General features: G+C 54.4%; 16 protein-coding genes. 7 read left to right on the top strand and 9 right to left on the bottom strand.

The genetic code is table 11. The features are described from left to right. Positions 1–14 precede the first annotated feature (14 nt). Positions 15–1,484 carry a M48 family metalloprotease gene (locus tag ACMV5H_RS09190; protein ID WP_414821728.1) on the bottom strand — a complete coding sequence of 490 codons (1,470 nt, stop codon included), beginning with the start codon at positions 1,482–1,484 and terminating at the stop codon, positions 15–17. Positions 1,485–1,787: 303 nt separating this feature from the next. Between ACMV5H_RS09190 and ACMV5H_RS09185 the strand changes: the two genes are divergently transcribed. Beyond that, positions 1,788–2,864: an AI-2E family transporter gene (locus tag ACMV5H_RS09185; protein WP_021807113.1), complete on the top strand. Its 1,077-nt coding sequence runs from the start codon at positions 1,788–1,790 to the stop codon at positions 2,862–2,864. Positions 2,865–2,906: 42 nt separating this feature from the next. Here the strand turns inward: ACMV5H_RS09185 and bcp are convergent, their stop codons facing one another. Together bcp and ACMV5H_RS09175 are read right to left on the bottom strand one after the other, a co-directional pair. After that, positions 2,907–3,371, bottom strand: coding sequence for a thioredoxin-dependent thiol peroxidase (gene bcp, locus ACMV5H_RS09180; RefSeq protein ID WP_021178751.1), 465 nt, complete (start codon positions 3,369–3,371; stop codon positions 2,907–2,909). Positions 3,372–3,373: 2 nt separating this feature from the next. Then, positions 3,374–3,988 carry a glycine cleavage system transcriptional repressor gene (locus tag ACMV5H_RS09175; protein ID WP_021807112.1) on the bottom strand — a complete coding sequence of 205 codons (615 nt, stop codon included), beginning with the start codon at positions 3,986–3,988 and terminating at the stop codon, positions 3,374–3,376. A gap of 99 nt (positions 3,989–4,087) precedes the next feature. Here ACMV5H_RS09175 and dapA point away from each other — a divergent pair, with 99 nt between their 5' ends. The 6 genes from dapA (at position 4,088) to ypfH (ending at position 10,850) form a co-directional block, all read left to right on the top strand. Beyond that, positions 4,088–4,969, top strand: a complete 882-nt coding sequence (gene dapA / locus ACMV5H_RS09170; protein ID WP_021807111.1) for a 4-hydroxy-tetrahydrodipicolinate synthase — start codon at positions 4,088–4,090, stop codon at positions 4,967–4,969. Between the two features lie 16 nt (positions 4,970–4,985). Then, on the top strand, positions 4,986–6,038 hold the full coding sequence (gene bamC / locus ACMV5H_RS09165; RefSeq protein WP_021178748.1) for an outer membrane protein assembly factor BamC: 1,053 nt from the start codon (positions 4,986–4,988) through the stop codon (positions 6,036–6,038). Between the two features lie 166 nt (positions 6,039–6,204). Next, positions 6,205–6,918, top strand: a complete 714-nt coding sequence (purC, locus tag ACMV5H_RS09160; protein WP_414821727.1) for a phosphoribosylaminoimidazolesuccinocarboxamide synthase — start codon at positions 6,205–6,207, stop codon at positions 6,916–6,918. A gap of 199 nt (positions 6,919–7,117) precedes the next feature. Continuing rightward, complete coding sequence (locus ACMV5H_RS09155; RefSeq protein ID WP_021807109.1) at positions 7,118–7,987, top strand: neutral zinc metallopeptidase; 870 nt, start codon at positions 7,118–7,120, stop codon at positions 7,985–7,987. A gap of 56 nt (positions 7,988–8,043) precedes the next feature. Next, entirely contained in the window at positions 8,044–10,053 is a 2,010-nt protein-coding gene (locus ACMV5H_RS09150) for a tRNA(Met) cytidine acetyltransferase TmcA (protein ID WP_115159524.1), read from the top strand. A gap of 107 nt (positions 10,054–10,160) precedes the next feature. After that, on the top strand, positions 10,161–10,850 hold the full coding sequence (ypfH, locus tag ACMV5H_RS09145) for an esterase (RefSeq protein WP_414821726.1): 690 nt from the start codon (positions 10,161–10,163) through the stop codon (positions 10,848–10,850). A 28-nt stretch (positions 10,851–10,878) separates the two neighbouring features. Here the strand turns inward: ypfH and ACMV5H_RS09140 are convergent, their stop codons facing one another. The 6 genes from ACMV5H_RS09140 to ACMV5H_RS09115 all read right to left on the bottom strand — a co-directional run bounded on the left by ACMV5H_RS09140 (position 10,879) and on the right by ACMV5H_RS09115 (position 15,124). Continuing rightward, the gene (locus ACMV5H_RS09140; RefSeq protein WP_021178743.1) at positions 10,879–11,064 is read right to left on the bottom strand and encodes a YpfN family protein; all 186 of its coding nucleotides are present in this window, start codon (positions 11,062–11,064) and stop codon (positions 10,879–10,881) included. Positions 11,065–11,066: 2 nt separating this feature from the next. After that, complete coding sequence (locus tag ACMV5H_RS09135; protein ID WP_059201475.1) at positions 11,067–11,741, bottom strand: M15 family metallopeptidase; 675 nt, start codon at positions 11,739–11,741, stop codon at positions 11,067–11,069. Beyond that, on the bottom strand, positions 11,738–12,865 hold the full coding sequence (gene dapE, locus ACMV5H_RS09130) for a succinyl-diaminopimelate desuccinylase (protein WP_179247676.1): 1,128 nt from the start codon (positions 12,863–12,865) through the stop codon (positions 11,738–11,740). Before dapE ends, ACMV5H_RS09135 begins: the two co-directional genes overlap by 4 nt. Next, entirely contained in the window at positions 12,862–13,248 is a 387-nt protein-coding gene (locus ACMV5H_RS09125; protein WP_121607502.1) for an ArsC family reductase, read from the bottom strand. Before ACMV5H_RS09125 ends, dapE begins: the two co-directional genes overlap by 4 nt. Before the next feature lie 954 nt (positions 13,249–14,202). Further along, positions 14,203–14,634, bottom strand: coding sequence for a GNAT family N-acetyltransferase (locus ACMV5H_RS09120; RefSeq protein WP_094982798.1), 432 nt, complete (start codon positions 14,632–14,634; stop codon positions 14,203–14,205). A 10-nt stretch (positions 14,635–14,644) separates the two neighbouring features. Continuing rightward, positions 14,645–15,124 carry a tetratricopeptide repeat protein gene (locus tag ACMV5H_RS09115; RefSeq protein ID WP_115159520.1) on the bottom strand — a complete coding sequence of 160 codons (480 nt, stop codon included), beginning with the start codon at positions 15,122–15,124 and terminating at the stop codon, positions 14,645–14,647. Positions 15,125–15,263: the final 139 nt, after the last annotated feature.

The following is a 15,263-nucleotide window of genomic DNA, read 5'->3' as shown; positions in this document are numbered from 1 at the left end:
TTTCCTTGTTCAAATCAAGTGCGTTGGAACTTGCTGAAGGTTCTTTGCAACTGACGCAGTTGGTCAATCCGCGCGTCATAACGAGCCTGTTTCAGGCTGCCCAGTTTTTGTAATGAGCTGGCGTTGCTGAGTAAACCGATCGCCTGATCCAGACGGCCTGCCAGCGCCAGGCTTTCTGCCCGGGCGGAAAGTTCTTCATCGCGTAGACCTTGGGCGGCACTGGCCTGAGCCAACAGATCCCAGCCGTTCGGATCGTCCGGATGGGCAAAGGTATATCGGTTGAGGATTTTTGACGCTTGAGCGGGTTGATTACCCTCAACGTAGGCGTTTGCCAGATTGAGCAGTAACACCGGGTTATTGCTTTGCGCCGCATTGACCGCCTCAAGGCGAGCAATAGCCTGAGCCGCCTTATTCTGACCCAGATCGATGTCGGTCAGCAGATCCAGCATCCAGACGTTTTTCGGATCCTTTGCCAGCAGCGGCTGAATAAGATTGCGCGCTTCGTCGTATTTCTTGGCTTCATAGAACAGGATCGCCCGGCCATATTTGGCGGCTATTTGCTCGCGAATGTTGCCTTTGCTGTAAGTGTTCAGCAGGTCTTCGCTCAGACCATAGCCTTCCGAGCTGTACATGCCCAGCGTACGTACCCTTGCTAGCAGATAGTCTTGGCTGGATTGCACCAGATGGCGCGGCATTTGGTTGGCGCGGTTGCGGGCGTCCGAAAGCCGGCTGTCTGGCAATGGGTGCGTCAGCAGCATTTCCGGTGGTTTTGAGGCATAGCGGGACTGATCGGCCAGCCTTTGCAAGAAGTCTGGCATCGCTTCGGGATCGAACCCGGCGCGCTGCAATACCTGAATACCGATACGGTCGGCCTCTTGTTCATTTGCCTGGGTGAAGCTGATCATCCCCTGCTGCGTTCCCGCCAGCGTACCGCTCAGCGCCGCCATGCCCATGGTTGGGTTGGCCATCGCCAGCAGGATAGAGCCCAGTGCGCCCACCCAGGTCAGTGGTGCGTTGCGTTGCTGGTCTTCCATTGCGCGGGCCAGATGGCGCTGGGTCACGTGTGAGATTTCGTGCGCCAGGACCGAGGCCAGTTGGCTCTCGTTGTCGGTTTCACGGAACAGGGCCGAGTGCAGCACCACGTTGCCGCCGAAGAAGGCAAAGGCGTTGATCTCGTCGTTACGGACTAGAAAGAAGTGGAACGGGGTGCGCACCGAATAGGTGCTGGCGACCAGCCGGTTACCCAACTGGTTGATATATTGGGTCAATAGCGGATCGTTGATCAACGGGGCGCTTGCGCGTAGCTGCCGCACGTAAAAATCGCCCATGGTCAGTTCCTGGCCGATGCTCAACGTCCCCCCCGCGGAAGTCCCCATATCCGGCAGTTGGTCTTGCGTTTGGGCGTTAACCGGCGCCAACGCAGAGGTGCAAAGTGAGCCGAGCAGCAGGACTGTTAACGCTGTTTTAGTCAACCGGATGGTCATAGTCAGGTCATTCCCTCAATAAAGTCATCAAGTAAGACGTCAGTATCAGATAAGAGTTCTTCTTCCGTGCCAGACTCTCCAGTACAATCAGCGCGAAAGTGCGTTGGCTCACAAAAATGCATTTTCAGGGGATCGTGCGCCTGAGCGGCAAACGTTATCACATCATAGCCAGCCACAACCCACATTGAAACGTCTGCACGGTGATAACCGGGCTAAAATTATCTAAAAATCATGTCATATCTGCTCGGCCGCATAGGGACTGGCGAGCCTCACCCCCATTGATGGAATAAGGAGCAATCTCTGATGTTGGAGTTGTTATTACAGTGGTACCGACGTCGTTTCACCGATCCACAAGCTATTGCGTTGCTGGTGATCCTGGTTGCCGGGTTCTGCATCCTTTATTTTTTTCACGGTATCTTGACCCCCTTGCTGGTGGCGCTAGTGCTTGCTTACCTGCTGGAGTGGCCTACCGCTCGCCTTCAGCGTCTGGGATGTTCGCGCACCTGGGCGGCAAGTATCATGCTGATCGTGTTTGGCGGTATTGCCATGCTGTTGGTCTTCGTGGTCGCGCCAACCGCCTGGCAGCAGGGCATCAACCTGATGACCGATTTACCGGGCATGCTCAATCAGTTCTACAACTATGCGGCGACCTTGCCGACACGCTATCCGGCGCTGGTGGATGCAGGCATCATTGATATGATGGCGCAGAACCTGCGTGAGCGTCTGTCGGGCATGGGTGAGTCGGTGGTGAAATTCTCGCTGGCCTCACTGGTTGGGCTGCTGACGCTGGCCATCTATCTGATCCTGGTCCCGTTGATGGCGTTCTTCCTGCTGAAGGACAAAGAGCAGATGATCAATGCGGTGCGCCGCGTGCTGCCGCGCAACCGTGGGTTGGCAGGGCAGGTATGGGTCGAGATGAACCAACAGATCACCAACTATATTCGCGGCAAGGTGCTGGAGATGGTGATCGTCGGGGTGGCGACCTATCTGGTGTTCTTCATCCTGGATATGCGCTATTCCCTGTTATTGGCGGTGTTGGTCGGCCTTTCGGTGCTGATCCCTTACATCGGCGCGGTGCTGGTGACGATCCCGGTGGTGGTGGTGGCGATGTTCCAGTGGGGCATTGGTGCCGACTTCTGGACGCTGATTATCGCTTATCTGGTGGTGCAAGGGTTGGATGGCAACCTGCTGGTGCCGATCTTGTTCTCCGAGGCGGTCAACCTGCATCCGCTGGTGATCATACTCTCGGTGATTATCTTCGGCGGCCTGTGGGGGTTCTGGGGCGTATTCTTCGCCATCCCGTTAGCGACGCTGGTGAAAGCCGTGATCCACGCCTGGCCGGATGACATGCTGGTGGATGTGGGGGATGAGGTGAAGTGAGAAAAATAAAGCGCAGCAACTCATGTTGCTGCGCTTTACCCTTTACTGCTGCAGGTAGTTCAGAACGATTTCGTGGTGATTGGTGGTCTTGAAATCATCGAACACTTTTTCAACCTTGCCGTCGGTGCCGATCAGGAAACTGATACGGTGAATGCCGTCATAGGTTTTGCCCATGAAGGTTTTCTCGCCCCAAACGCCAAACTGCTGAGCTACCTGATGATCTTCGTCGGATAGCAGCGTGAAATTGAGCAGTTCTTTCTCAACAAAACGCGAGAGCTTTTCGGGTTTATCGGTGCTGATGCCCAGCACTTCGACGCCCGCTTTTTTCAATTCATCCATGTTATCCCGTAACCCACAGGCTTGCACGGTGCAACCTGGCGTCATGGCTTTGGGATAAAAATAAACCAGTACTCGTTGTCCCTGGAAGTCGGCCAAATTAATTTCCTCGCCATCCTGGTCGAGTAAACTAAATTTCGGCGCTGTATCACCGGCTTTCAATGGGCTCATAACTACTCTCCATCTCTCTCATCATGCTGTGGATAGTTCACCACGCTAATACTGCCTTGCGCATTCAATTCTGTACATAGGCGATAAAAGGCTTGTTCAATATTTGTTGCATCCTGGCCACCGGAACTGTGGGCGGTGATCTGGATATAGAGCTGGGAGGGCTGATCCCCCTGTGCTGGCTGAGTCCGTGACACCAGCTCGGCAATGTTCATCTGGCTCGAATCAAACAGGCCGGTAAACCGCTCGATGATATGCGGGGAGTCTTTTACCTCAACCTGTACCCACACTGTAGCTGGCATTGGCGGTCTTTCTTGCGAGTTTGTGCGTTTCATCACGATCAGTAAATCCAGCTCGGCGCCTTTTTGCGGCAAAGTGGATTCGATCAGGGTAATCGCGTTCCAGCTACCTGAAAGCAGCATGATGAAGGTGAACTCTTCACCCAGCATGGCCAGACGGCTATCTTCGATATTGCACCCGCAGCTACTGACGTGGCGGGTGATGGCGTTGACGATACCGGGGCGATCGGCGCCCAGTGCGGTGATCACCAGATAGTGTTCATCAGGCTTAGGCAAAATGCAGCTTCCTGTCGTGCTGAATGGGGTTACCAAGGTAAACATAAAAAAAACCGCCTGCCAAGCGCTTAGACACGTTGTTTGCTTGCTTTTGGATAGGTGACAAAAGTACCATGGGTGACTTGTTTGTGAAGGGGACGGCCAATGTTTACGGGAAGTATTGTTGCACTGGTTACGCCGATGGACACCAAAGGTGCTGTCGATCGTGCGAGCCTAAAAAAACTGATTGATTATCATGTAGCCAGTGGGACTGCGGCGATCGTTTCCGTAGGAACTACCGGCGAGTCCGCCACGCTGCCCCATGACGAACATGTGGACGTGGTCTTGCAGACGCTGGAACTGGCCGCAGGCCGTATTCCGGTGATCGCCGGTACCGGTGCCAACGCCACCAGCGAGGCTATCTCACTGACGCAGCGTTTCAGCAATACCGGTGTCGTGGGATGCCTGTCGGTCACGCCTTACTACAACAGACCGACCCAGGAAGGCCTGTACCAGCATTTCAAAGCCATTGCCGAAAGCACCGATCTGCCGCAGATCCTCTATAACGTGCCTTCACGTACCGGTTGTGACATGCTGCCGCCAACCATCGCTCGTTTGGCCAAAATTAAGAATATTGTTGCCGTTAAAGAGGCAACAGGGAACTTAAGTCGTGTTAGTCAGATCCAAGTGCTGGTTGATGATGAAGACTTCATTTTGCTGAGCGGCGACGACGCCAGCGGTCTGGACTTCATGCAACTGGGTGGCAAAGGGGTGATTTCCGTGACGGCCAACGTGGCTGCGCGTGAAATGGTCGAACTTTGCCGCCTGGCGGCGCAAGGCAATTTTGCCGAAGCCCGCCGTTTGAATCAGCGCTTGATGCCTTTGCATCAGGATTTGTTCGTAGAAGCAAACCCAATTCCGGTGAAATGGGCCTGTAAGGCATTGGGATTGATGGCAACCGATACGATGCGTCTGCCTATGACGCCGTTGACCGACGCTGCCCGTCCTGTCGTGGAGCGTGCGTTGAAAAGCGCCGGTTTGCTGTAACTCTTAGGGAGATTTGATGGCTTATTCATTGCAAAAGTCGACGCTAGCAACGGTCGTGGGATTAGCGCTGGTGATGACGCTGGCGGCATGTTCTACCGATCAGCGCTACAAACGCCAGGTTAGCGGCGATGAGGCCTATCTTGACGCCGCACCGCTCAAACCGCTGAGCGCGCCGTCCGGCCTGATCCTGCCGGTACAAACTGGTAATTATGAAGTTCCGGCAAACGCGCAGAAAGGCGCTGTTGGCAAGCAACTGGATATCCGGCCACCGGTACAGCCGCTGGCACTGCTGAGCGGTTCCCGCGGTCAATATGCCGGTGACAGCGGCACGCTGCTGCTGGAAAGCAGCCCGCAGAACGATAACCTGTGGTCCCGCGTAGCCAGCCTGTTGCAGAGCAAAAACATTCCGATCGCCTCACGTACGGATGCCAGCCAAACGCTGACTACCGACTGGGTGAAGTGGAACCGTCTGGATGAAGACAACCAGTACGAAGGCCGCTACCAGATCACGGTACAGAAACAGGGCTACCAACAAGCGTTGGTGGTGAAAACCCTCGAACTGCGTCAGCAGGGGCAAACCGACAAGGTTACCGACCCTTCTGAAGTTCAGCGCTACAACGGTATGATGATGAACACCATCGTTGAGGGCCTGGACAAGCAGGACAACCTGTCGAGCAGCCAGTCCGCCAACCGTGTTGGTGTGTTGGACGTGCAGAGCGGTGCGGATGACACCGGCCTGCCAACGCTGATCGTGCGTGCGCCGTACACGGTAGTGTGGGATCGTTTGCCACCGGCACTGGAAAAACTGGGGATGAAAGTGGGTGACCGCAGCCGTCCGCAGGGTAGCGTCGCCGTAACCTACAAATCCCTGAGCAGCAGTGATTGGGATGCGTTGGGCGCCAAAGATCCTGAACTGAAAGAAGGTGATTACAAACTGCAGGTCGGTGATTTGAATAACCGTACCAGTTTGCAATTTATCGATTCCAAAGGTAAGCCGTTGACCCAGTCGCAGAACGATGCGCTGGTAGCGGTGCTCCAGACGGCTTTCAGTAAAACCAGCGTGAAATAACTACATCTAGGGGCTGCGGCCCCTTTTTGTTTTGCTGATACGGTATCGTTTGCGTCGCAGATTTGGCACAATAGTTATCAGCAAACCAAAGAACTTATCAGGTCAATTTTGTGCCCAGTAGGCTGCCAGGCAGCCGGAAGGTACCATCTCATTGGAGTAAGTTAAGATGCAAAAGCTAGCTGAACTGTATCGCGGCAAGGCAAAAACCGTCTACACCACCGAAAACCCGGATCTGCTGGTGTTGGAATTCCGTAACGATACGTCAGCACTGGATGGTCAGCGCATTGAGCAGTTCGATCGTAAAGGGATGGTGAACAACAAGTTCAACCATTTCATTATGAGCAAGCTGGAAGAGGCCGGTATCCCAACGCAGATGGAACGCCTGCTGTCAGACAACGAAGTGCTGGTGAAAAAGCTGGAGATGGTACCGGTTGAGTGCGTGATCCGTAACCGTGCCGCAGGCTCTTTGGTCAAGCGCTTGGGGATCGAAGAAGGTTTGCCGCTGAATCCGCCGCTGTTTGATCTGTTCCTGAAGAACGACGCGATGCACGACCCAATGGTGAACGAATCCTATTGCGAAACCTTCGGCTGGGTGAGCAAAGAGCATCTGGCGCGCATGCGCGAGCTTAGCTATATGGCTAACGACGTGCTGAGCAAGCTGTTTGACGATACGGGCCTGATCCTGGTCGATTTCAAACTGGAGTTCGGCCTGTTCAACGGTGAAGTGGTGCTGGGCGATGAGTTCTCCCCGGACGGTAGCCGCCTGTGGGACAAGAATACCCTGGCCAAGATGGACAAGGATCGCTTCCGCCAGAGCCTGGGTGGCCTGATTGAAGCCTACGAAGAAGTCGCTCGCCGTATCGGCGTGAAGTTGGACTAATCGTTAAATCATGCCCCTCACTTTAGCACTCTCTTACAGGGGAAGGGCTAGAGTGAGGGGCAAAGCATCGAACTGAGCCTCCCACCCCTCATTCACCACTTTCCAGAAAATTACTGCATTCGCTGCGCCACGAACGCCTTATAATAGTAACCAGGGCTAGTTTCCTACGATTATTAAAAATCATCTCTGGAGTTTATTTATGCGTTGGCAAGGGCGTCGAGAAAGTGACAATGTCGAGGATCGCCGTGGGCAGTCTTCAGGTCTGGGCGGCGGCGGTGGCGGCCCCCGGATACCTATCGGCGGCAAAGGTGGCCTGATCATTCTGGTCGTGGTGCTGGTTGCCGGTTACTACGGGGTAGACCTGACTCCTCTGCTGAATGGCGGAGATGTCTCCCCGCAGTCTCAGCAGCAAAGCGCCAGCATCAGCCCGCAAGACGATCAATTAGCCAAGTTTACCTCGGTGGTGCTGGCCTCTACCGAAGATAACTGGCAGGGCATCTTCAAGCAGATGGGGAAAAACTATCAGGATCCGAAACTGGTGATGTACCGGGGCGCGACGCGTACCGGCTGCGGCACCGGTCAATCGGTGATGGGGCCGTTCTATTGCCCTGCGGACGATACGGTCTATATCGATCTCTCGTTCTACCAGGATATGAAAACCAAGCTGGGTGCTGGCGGTGATTTTGCCCAAGCTTATGTGGTTGCGCATGAAGTGGGCCACCACGTGCAGAATCTCTTGGGGATTGAGCGCAAGGTTCGCCAGATGCAGCAAGGGGCTAGCCAGGCAGAGGTTAACCGCCTGTCGGTGAAAATGGAGCTTCAGGCCGACTGCTTTGCTGGCGTTTGGGGCCATTACGCCGAGAAACAGCAGATGCTGGAAGCAGGCGATCTGCAATCCGCATTGAATGCCGCGCAGGCGATTGGTGACGACCGTTTGCAGCAGCAAAGCCAAGGGAGAGTGGTGCCAGACAGCTTTACGCATGGCACTTCGCAGCAGCGTTATACCTGGTTCAAGCAAGGGTTCGATAGCGGCGACCCTAATACCTGCAATACCTTCGCCTCCCGTTGATATTACTCAGTGCCGGTGCCTAGAGCCCGGCACTCTGCTTTCAGGCCTCAATATTCATGTTACAAAAAATGCAACAACGCATGCAGCAGCAGGGTATTCGGCGGCTGTTGGTGATCAGCGGCGAATCGCAATGGTGCCGAGATCAGGCGCAGCAACTGGCGGCACAGTTGCCGGGTGACTGGCCTTGGGTCGGTAATGACGTGCCCGCAGAAATCGATGCGTTGGCGAGTCACGCGGTCAGAACCCTGTTGGGGCAAGAGCGGTTGCATGCGGTATTTGATGCGTTAGCGGGGCTGGATGTCGAAGCGCTGGCCCAGCTTTGCGGGACATTACAAGCCGGTAGCTGGTTACTGTTGCTGGTGCCACCGTGGCAAAGCTGGCCGCAGCAGCCAGATAGCGACAGCCTGCGCTGGAGCGATTGCCCACAGCCGATCGCCACGCCCCATTTTATCCACCATCTGCAACAACGGTTGCTGGCCGATAGCGAAGTGTCTATCTGGCGGCAAGGTGAACCGTTGTGCCTGGCTCCCTTACCATCACGGCCAGCTTGGCAGGCTCCCCAGGGTAATCCGAGTGAGGAACAGCAGGCCATTTTGGCCCGCTTGTTGGCGGCCGAGTCTGGGATCTGGGTATTAACCGCTGCCCGTGGCCGGGGGAAATCAACGGTGGCGGGGATGTTGATGGCCAGCAGCCCGTTAACCTGCTGGATCACCGGCCCGAGCCGCGCCGCTACTGACGTTGCCAGCGAGTGGGCCGCAGGGCGGGCCCAGTTTTGGGCACCGGATGCTTTGCTACAGCATTGTGCTGAACAGGGTGCAGAGGGTGTTGGCTGGCTGCTGGTGGATGAGGCCGCCGCGATCCCTGGACCTTTACTGCAACAGTTAATGGACTATTTCCCACGCGTATTGCTGACAACTACGGTGCAGGGATATGAAGGAACGGGGCGCGGATTTTTACTCAAGTTCTGCGCCACCTTGCCACAGTGGCAGCCGCTAAGCTTGCAGCAACCGATGCGTTGGGCAGAAGGCGATGCCCTGGAGCGGATTATCGATCATGCCTTGCTGTTCAACGAGGAACCGGTATGGGCAGTGGCCGGGCAGTTAACCACTTTTGGTGCTATTGAACAGGCTGAACTGTGCGCCGATCCGCAACGGTTACGGCGTTTCTATGCGTTGCTTTGTAGCGCACACTATAGAACCTCACCGCTGGATTTACGCCGCCTGATGGATGCGCCCGGGATGCACTTCAGTACGGCGTCGCTGGGGGATGAGGTGGTCGGGGCGTTATGGTTGGTAGATGAGGGCGGCTTATCGGTTGAACTGGCCCACGAGGTGTGGGCGGGCCGCAGAAGGCCACGTGGCAATCTGGTCGTTCAATCTTTGGCGGCACATAGCGGCCAATGGTGGGCACCTACGTTGCGTTCCCGTCGCATTACCCGTATCGCCGTGTTGCCGGAGTTACGCCAGCAAGGGATCGCCAGCCAGTTGGTGAAACAGCAAAAACGTGACTCTCAGGGGGTGGATTTTCTTTCCGTTAGCTTCGGTTATACCGAGCCGCTGTGGCGGTTTTGGCAATCTTGTGGCTTCACCCTGGTGCGGATTGGCAACAAACCGGAGGCCAGCAGTGGCTGTTACACCGCCATGGCGGTGCTGGCCATTAGCGAGCAAGGAGAGGCACTGTGCCATGCGGCGCATAAGCACCTGGCACGGGATTGGCGCTGGTTGCGGCAACGTAGCGACCTGTTGCTGGAGCTCGACGATGATACCGATCCGCTATTAAATGAAGAAGACTGGCGCGAGCTGGCCGGTTTTGCCTTTGCCCATCGCCCCTTGGAGGCTAGCCTGGGGGCACTACAACGTCTGTTGTTGAACAGCTCATTGCCCTGTGCGGCATTGCGTGCGCATTTGCAGCAACAACAAACCGTGGCCCAGTGCGCTGCCCAATATGGCCTGAGTGGCCAAAAAGCCTTGCTGCGGCTTTGGCGGCAAGAGGCAGGGCAGGCGTTGCAACAGCTTAATGCGCAACAGTGCCGCTACTGGCAGGAGTGGGCGCAGTCGTTGCAATAAATGGAAAGAGTTGTTCAATAAAACCCGATTTTCCTGATTTCTCCGCGGCGTATAGTAAGGGCAGTTGCCGGGTCTGTCCCGGATGTCTCTAACCTGAGGAGTCCCCTATGAAACACTCGCATTTCGTTGTCCAAAGCCCCGCAACACCGGCAGAGCAACTGATACTGTTGTTTCATGGCGTGGGGGATAACCCGGTGGCGATGGGGGAGATCGGCAGTTACTTCGCCAAAGATTTCCCACAGGCCTTGGTGGTGAGTATTGGTGGCCCATTCGCTTTTGGCAACGGTGAGGGTCGCCAATGGTTCTCGGTTCAGGGGATCACCGAACACAACCGCACGCAGCGCATTGCCGAAGTGATGCCAACCTTTGTTGAAACCGTGCGCTACTGGCAGCAGCACAGTGGTGTGGGCTACGCGGGCACTGCGCTGGTTGGTTTTTCGCAGGGTTCGATCATGGCGCTGGAGGGGCTAAAAGCCGAAGCCAAGCTGGCCGGGCGGGTAGTGGCCTTCAGCGGTCGTTTTGCCCAGTTACCGCAAGCCGACGTTGGTGACAGCGTGGTACACCTGATCCATGGTGAGACAGACGGTGTGATTGCTGCGGAACATGCGCAAGCGGCTGAGGCTCAGTTACAGGCCGTTGGCGCAGATGTGACATTGGATATTGAACCAGGCGTCGGGCACGCAATCAGCTCGGGCATGATGAACGCTGCTCTGGAGCGTTTGCATTACTACGTGCCGCAGCGCTACTGGGAAGAGGCGATGTTTGGTAAACGGGGCGATCTGATCTCCTTTAAATAAACAGCAGGGCGCTATATGCGCCCTGAGCTTATGGCTTTTTCGGCCAGTCGTCTTCGTCGTCCCACTTGGCGTTGTTATCGCGGTGGGGCGGCAATTCAGGCTTGTTGGCCAGGAATTTTCGATGATCCAGGCGGCGTAATTCCTTGATCCCGCTAATGATAATACCTGCCAATATCACCAGGATTATCCACCAGTAGTCAGCTAACCAATGCATGTTTACACCTTTCCTTCAGGGCGAACAAAACGCGAGAATATCGCGGGCAGATGGCTTGCGAGCCAAGCTGCACCAGCAACGTCCTTATCTCGCCAGGCCGCCAGCAGCAGCTCGGGCGTCAGTAAATGCTCGGCCTCTTGCGCCAGCGGGCGATAACTTAAATGCCAGGGTTCCACCGCCACTCCACCTTGATCGGCGGTAAACGGGCGATAGAAGCCAAACTCGGCCATATGTGCAGTCAGCCAAAGATTTAGCGGATGGAAATAACCACCGGCTTCATATTCCCACGGCTCTAACTGCAACTTTTGCCCAACGGGCAGCAGCGACGGATCGTAAACATCCAGATCGCTGCCCCAGTGGTGACGGCTGGCACCCGGTAGGGCCGACCAACGCAAAATGGCTTCACAACGCTCGGCGGCAGATAGTGGCTGGATATCCATCGGTTGGCTATTGTGATCCAATACTGGCCGCTCTCCGCAGAACTTACCATTCCAGATCGCCAGCTGCCGGTCAAAATCGCGAAAGGTGCTGGCCGGTTGCAGATCGAAGCCTGCCGTTTTAGCCGCCTGTTGCATGGCCTGAAAGGCCACCACCGCAGCGGGTTGCAGCCGGTGATTGCCGCTCAGTACGGTAAGGTGCTCCGTCGAGCGCCCGGTGAGCATTTCTGCGCTGATCATGCGACCAGTTGCTCCATGATACGCTGATACATGCGGCTCAGTAACTGCAGATCGGCCGCATGTACGCATTCATTCACTTTATGGATGGTGGCGTTGACCGGCCCCAGCTCAACCACCTGTGCTCCCATCTGAGCGATAAAGCGGCCATCAGAAGTACCGCCGGTAGTCAGTAGTTGCGGGGTGAGCTCGGCATAGTGTTCTACCGCATTCACCACGGCATCGACCAAATCGCCTCGAGCGGTCAGGAAAGGCTGGCCAGACAGCCACCAGTCGATGCTGTAGTTCAAGTTATGGCGATCCAACAGTTCCTGCACCCGCTGCTTGATCAGGGTGTCGGTAAGCTCGGTGCTGAAGCGGAAGTTGAACTGCACGAACATTTCACCGGGGATCACGTTGTTGCTGCCGGTCCCGGCCTGCACATTGGCAATTTGCATGCTGGTTGGCGGGAAGAATTCGTTGCCCTGATCCCACTCAATGGCGACCAGTTCGTTTAACGCAGGCATAGCCCGGTGAACCGGATTATCGGCCAGATGTGGATAGGCGACGTGACCCTGGACGCCATGAATACGCAGATTGGCGGTGATCGAGCCACGGCGGCCATTTTTCACCACGTCTCCGACCCGTTCGGTGCTTGAAGGTTCGCCGACCAGGCAATAATCAAGGCGCTCGTTGCGAGCCATCAAGGCTTCCACTACCTTCACGGTACCATGAGTGGCGCTGGCCTCTTCGTCTGAGGTGATCAGAAACGCCAAGCGGCCCTGATGGTTGGGGTTGGCGGCCACGAAGCGTTCTGCGGCCACCACCATGGCGGCCAGGGAGCCTTTCATATCGGCGGCTCCACGACCATAAAGCATGCCGTCGCGGATGACGGGCTCAAACGGCGGGTTATCCCAATTTTTCTCGTCGCCGGTTGGCACCACATCGGTGTGACCAGCAAATGCCAGAGTACTGCCCTGACCGCGCCAGGCCCAGAAGTTTTGCGTATCGCCAAAGTTCATTGGTTCGACGGTAAAACCGATCGCTTTCAGGCGGGCGATCATCAACTCCTGACAGCCTTCGTCATGCGGGCTGAGGGAAGGGCGCTTGATAAGCTGTTGTGCCAGTTCGATAACAGGGCAGATCATGAGTTTACCTCGGTAATAAATTGCTGATAGCTTTCGCTGCTGAAGCCTAGCAGGGCATGTCCTTTACCATCATCCAGCAAAGGGCGTTTGATCATGGCCGGTTGCTCCAGCATAAGGGCGATGGCGGCATCAGCATTGTCGCAGGCATTGCGCTGGGCTTCATCCAGTTTACGCCAGGTGGTTCCACGAGTATTCAACAAGGGTTCCCAACCCAGGCGCGCGACAAAATCACGCAACAGCTGCTCGTCGAGCCCGTCTGCGCGATAGTCGTGGAATTGGTAAGCCACTCCCTGTTCTTCCAGCCAGCGGCGGGCTTTTTTGATGGTGTCACAATTTTTGATGCCGAACATGGTCAGCGAGGCGTGCTGCGGTTTGTCTGTCATGGCGTAAAAGCTACCTTTTAATCGTCAAAATCTGTACTGAGTGGCAGACTGGGTCACAATGTTATACCACTCGGTTATAGAACAGATAATGCGGGAAAATGGAGTTTAAATCCAGACAACGATGTGTTCATCATTGACAGGGAGATACCTGTATTTTCAGGTCCGCAGATGAGTAACACATTTGGTTTTGACCTTCTCTGTAAAGCGACGAGATACTGCCCCACTCAGTACTAATTGTTTGTCACAGACGGGGGAAAGTAATTATGCTGCGAATATTAATTTACCAAGACAACCTCCAACAATTTTTGATAATATCATCTGGGAATAGATGATGTAGTTTCGTATGACTTGTGCAACATATTATTCTTTATTTTATATTACAACATGGAAGTGAAAATGAATGCGAGAAAACTAATCCTAACAAGTTGCTTTTCATATAGGGATCTATTAGAAATAAAACGCTCGTATGCTAAAACCGTGCGTAAGGTTTATGGTGGAGAGGGTAGGGTTTCGAGTGAAGAGACATTTGAGAATTATATTTTTGTTCTTGCCGACATTGTAAGTAGCACTGTTTTCATCTTCTCGGCTTTAGGTATTTTAAATACAGGGATTCTTATATGCCTCCATGGCTTAACTAGAGGGCCATTTGTCATGTTTATTATAAGCATAGCATTCGTGGCTTGTGTGGTAATTAGGAATAGTAAAGCAAGTAAGTTACAGATAAAAACCACAATAAAGTTAATTAACTTAAGGTTGAGGGTTTTTATTTTAGGCTCAGCCTACCGTAGCACACAAATGAATATTGTTTTTTTGTTATTATGAATTATTCACTATCATGATATTTGTAGTCATTGTCATAAAGTGTGGCTTTAAGTGTATTAAGGGATAAGCCTGCTTGAAATGTCCTCATGGCAGTATTTTTATTTTCTCACTTAATAATTAGCAGTTTGATGTTCAACGCACATACCCGCTATTTTGTAACCTTTCCAGCGCGCTCCCATCGGCGTACACCATGCCGGTAGTCAGATCGTGGAAGCCATATCGCTTATAAAATGCCAATTTGTCCGGCACCGAGTAAATAAACACTTTACCTAATGGGGCCAGATCATGCATGACGCGATCCATCAACTGCTGACCATAACCTTGCCCCTGGAAGCGCGGATGGATGGCGACATCGGCCAGATAAGCTACCGAGGTCATGTCACTGATGGCATGGGCGGTGGCCATCAACTCACCCTCAATAAAGCCCCAATAGCAGAATTGGCTATTTTGGTATACCTTCTGTAAGACCTGTGGATCACGCTCGCCCAGTCCGGCAGCGGCCAGCAATTCGCCCAACTGTTGCCAGTCGATATTACAGTTACGCAGATCGGTGATGAGCTCCATCATTCTCCCCTTAACCAATACGATCCAAATCCGCAGCATATTGCTGGATCGCACGCTGGTAGCTGCTGATCTCCGTATGTGCCGAGGTCTCTGCCAACAGGATCAGCAGGTCCGATACCGCCTGTTTGGTTTCCCCCAGATTGTAGAGCGTCATGGCGCGGAACAGCGTGATCTCCTTGGCCTGCGGGAACTCGTTTAGCCCGTCGTCGAAAGCGGTTAGCGATTTCTGGTATTCCCCCAATGCGCGATAGGTGCTACCCAGGCCCAGCCAGGCTTCCTGGCGTAACTGTGCAGGCAGGCCGTGCTGCAAGGCGGCGAGATAGCAGGGGATCGCCTGCTGTTCAAAGCCCTGCACATCGTAAAGGCACGCCAGCTGGTAATGTAGCGAGCCATCCAACGGTGCCTGTTGCAGCATCTGTTGGGCCAGCTCGGTGGCTTCCGGATAGCGACCTTGTTGTTTCAACTGCTCGATGGTGATACTCGAAGACATGATTTTCCCTTTCAACGGTGTTTCGCTAAATCCTGTAGCAACGTTACTCCTTCACTATTCATCCGCAAAGAAATATATACCCGGATAGATCTCTGATGAGTTTGCAATGGTGAGTTCACTCATTCTGATGGATAATGTC

This window comes from Serratia sp. N21D137 (assembly GCF_047530005.1).
Taxonomy (GTDB): Bacteria; Pseudomonadota; Gammaproteobacteria; order Enterobacterales; family Enterobacteriaceae; genus Chania; species Chania fonticola_B.
Note: the sequence above shows the minus strand (reverse complement) of the source record. Positions and strands in the feature narration are given on the sequence as shown.

What these genes read in the sequence shown, in the direction of transcription:
- ACMV5H_RS09190 (WP_414821728.1), bottom strand. Translation starts at nt 1,484, where the DNA reads ATGACCATCCGGTTGACTAAAACAGCGTTAACAGTCCTGCTGCTCGGC.
- ACMV5H_RS09185 (WP_021807113.1), top strand. Translation starts at nt 1,788, where the DNA reads ATGTTGGAGTTGTTATTACAGTGGTACCGACGTCGTTTCACCGATCCA.
- bcp (WP_021178751.1), bottom strand. Translation starts at nt 3,371, where the DNA reads ATGAGCCCATTGAAAGCCGGTGATACAGCGCCGAAATTTAGTTTACTC.
- ACMV5H_RS09175 (WP_021807112.1), bottom strand. Translation starts at nt 3,988, where the DNA reads ATGTTTACCTTGGTAACCCCATTCAGCACGACAGGAAGCTGCATTTTG.
- dapA (WP_021807111.1), top strand. Translation starts at nt 4,088, where the DNA reads ATGTTTACGGGAAGTATTGTTGCACTGGTTACGCCGATGGACACCAAA.
- bamC (WP_021178748.1), top strand. Translation starts at nt 4,986, where the DNA reads ATGGCTTATTCATTGCAAAAGTCGACGCTAGCAACGGTCGTGGGATTA.
- purC (WP_414821727.1), top strand. Translation starts at nt 6,205, where the DNA reads ATGCAAAAGCTAGCTGAACTGTATCGCGGCAAGGCAAAAACCGTCTAC.
- ACMV5H_RS09155 (WP_021807109.1), top strand. Translation starts at nt 7,118, where the DNA reads ATGCGTTGGCAAGGGCGTCGAGAAAGTGACAATGTCGAGGATCGCCGT.
- ACMV5H_RS09150 (WP_115159524.1), top strand. Translation starts at nt 8,044, where the DNA reads ATGTTACAAAAAATGCAACAACGCATGCAGCAGCAGGGTATTCGGCGG.
- ypfH (WP_414821726.1), top strand. Translation starts at nt 10,161, where the DNA reads ATGAAACACTCGCATTTCGTTGTCCAAAGCCCCGCAACACCGGCAGAG.
- ACMV5H_RS09140 (WP_021178743.1), bottom strand. Translation starts at nt 11,064, where the DNA reads ATGCATTGGTTAGCTGACTACTGGTGGATAATCCTGGTGATATTGGCA.
- ACMV5H_RS09135 (WP_059201475.1), bottom strand. Translation starts at nt 11,741, where the DNA reads ATGATCAGCGCAGAAATGCTCACCGGGCGCTCGACGGAGCACCTTACC.
- dapE (WP_179247676.1), bottom strand. Translation starts at nt 12,865, where the DNA reads ATGATCTGCCCTGTTATCGAACTGGCACAACAGCTTATCAAGCGCCCT.
- ACMV5H_RS09125 (WP_121607502.1), bottom strand. Translation starts at nt 13,248, where the DNA reads ATGACAGACAAACCGCAGCACGCCTCGCTGACCATGTTCGGCATCAAA.
- ACMV5H_RS09120 (WP_094982798.1), bottom strand. Translation starts at nt 14,634, where the DNA reads ATGGAGCTCATCACCGATCTGCGTAACTGTAATATCGACTGGCAACAG.
- ACMV5H_RS09115 (WP_115159520.1), bottom strand. Translation starts at nt 15,124, where the DNA reads ATGTCTTCGAGTATCACCATCGAGCAGTTGAAACAACAAGGTCGCTAT.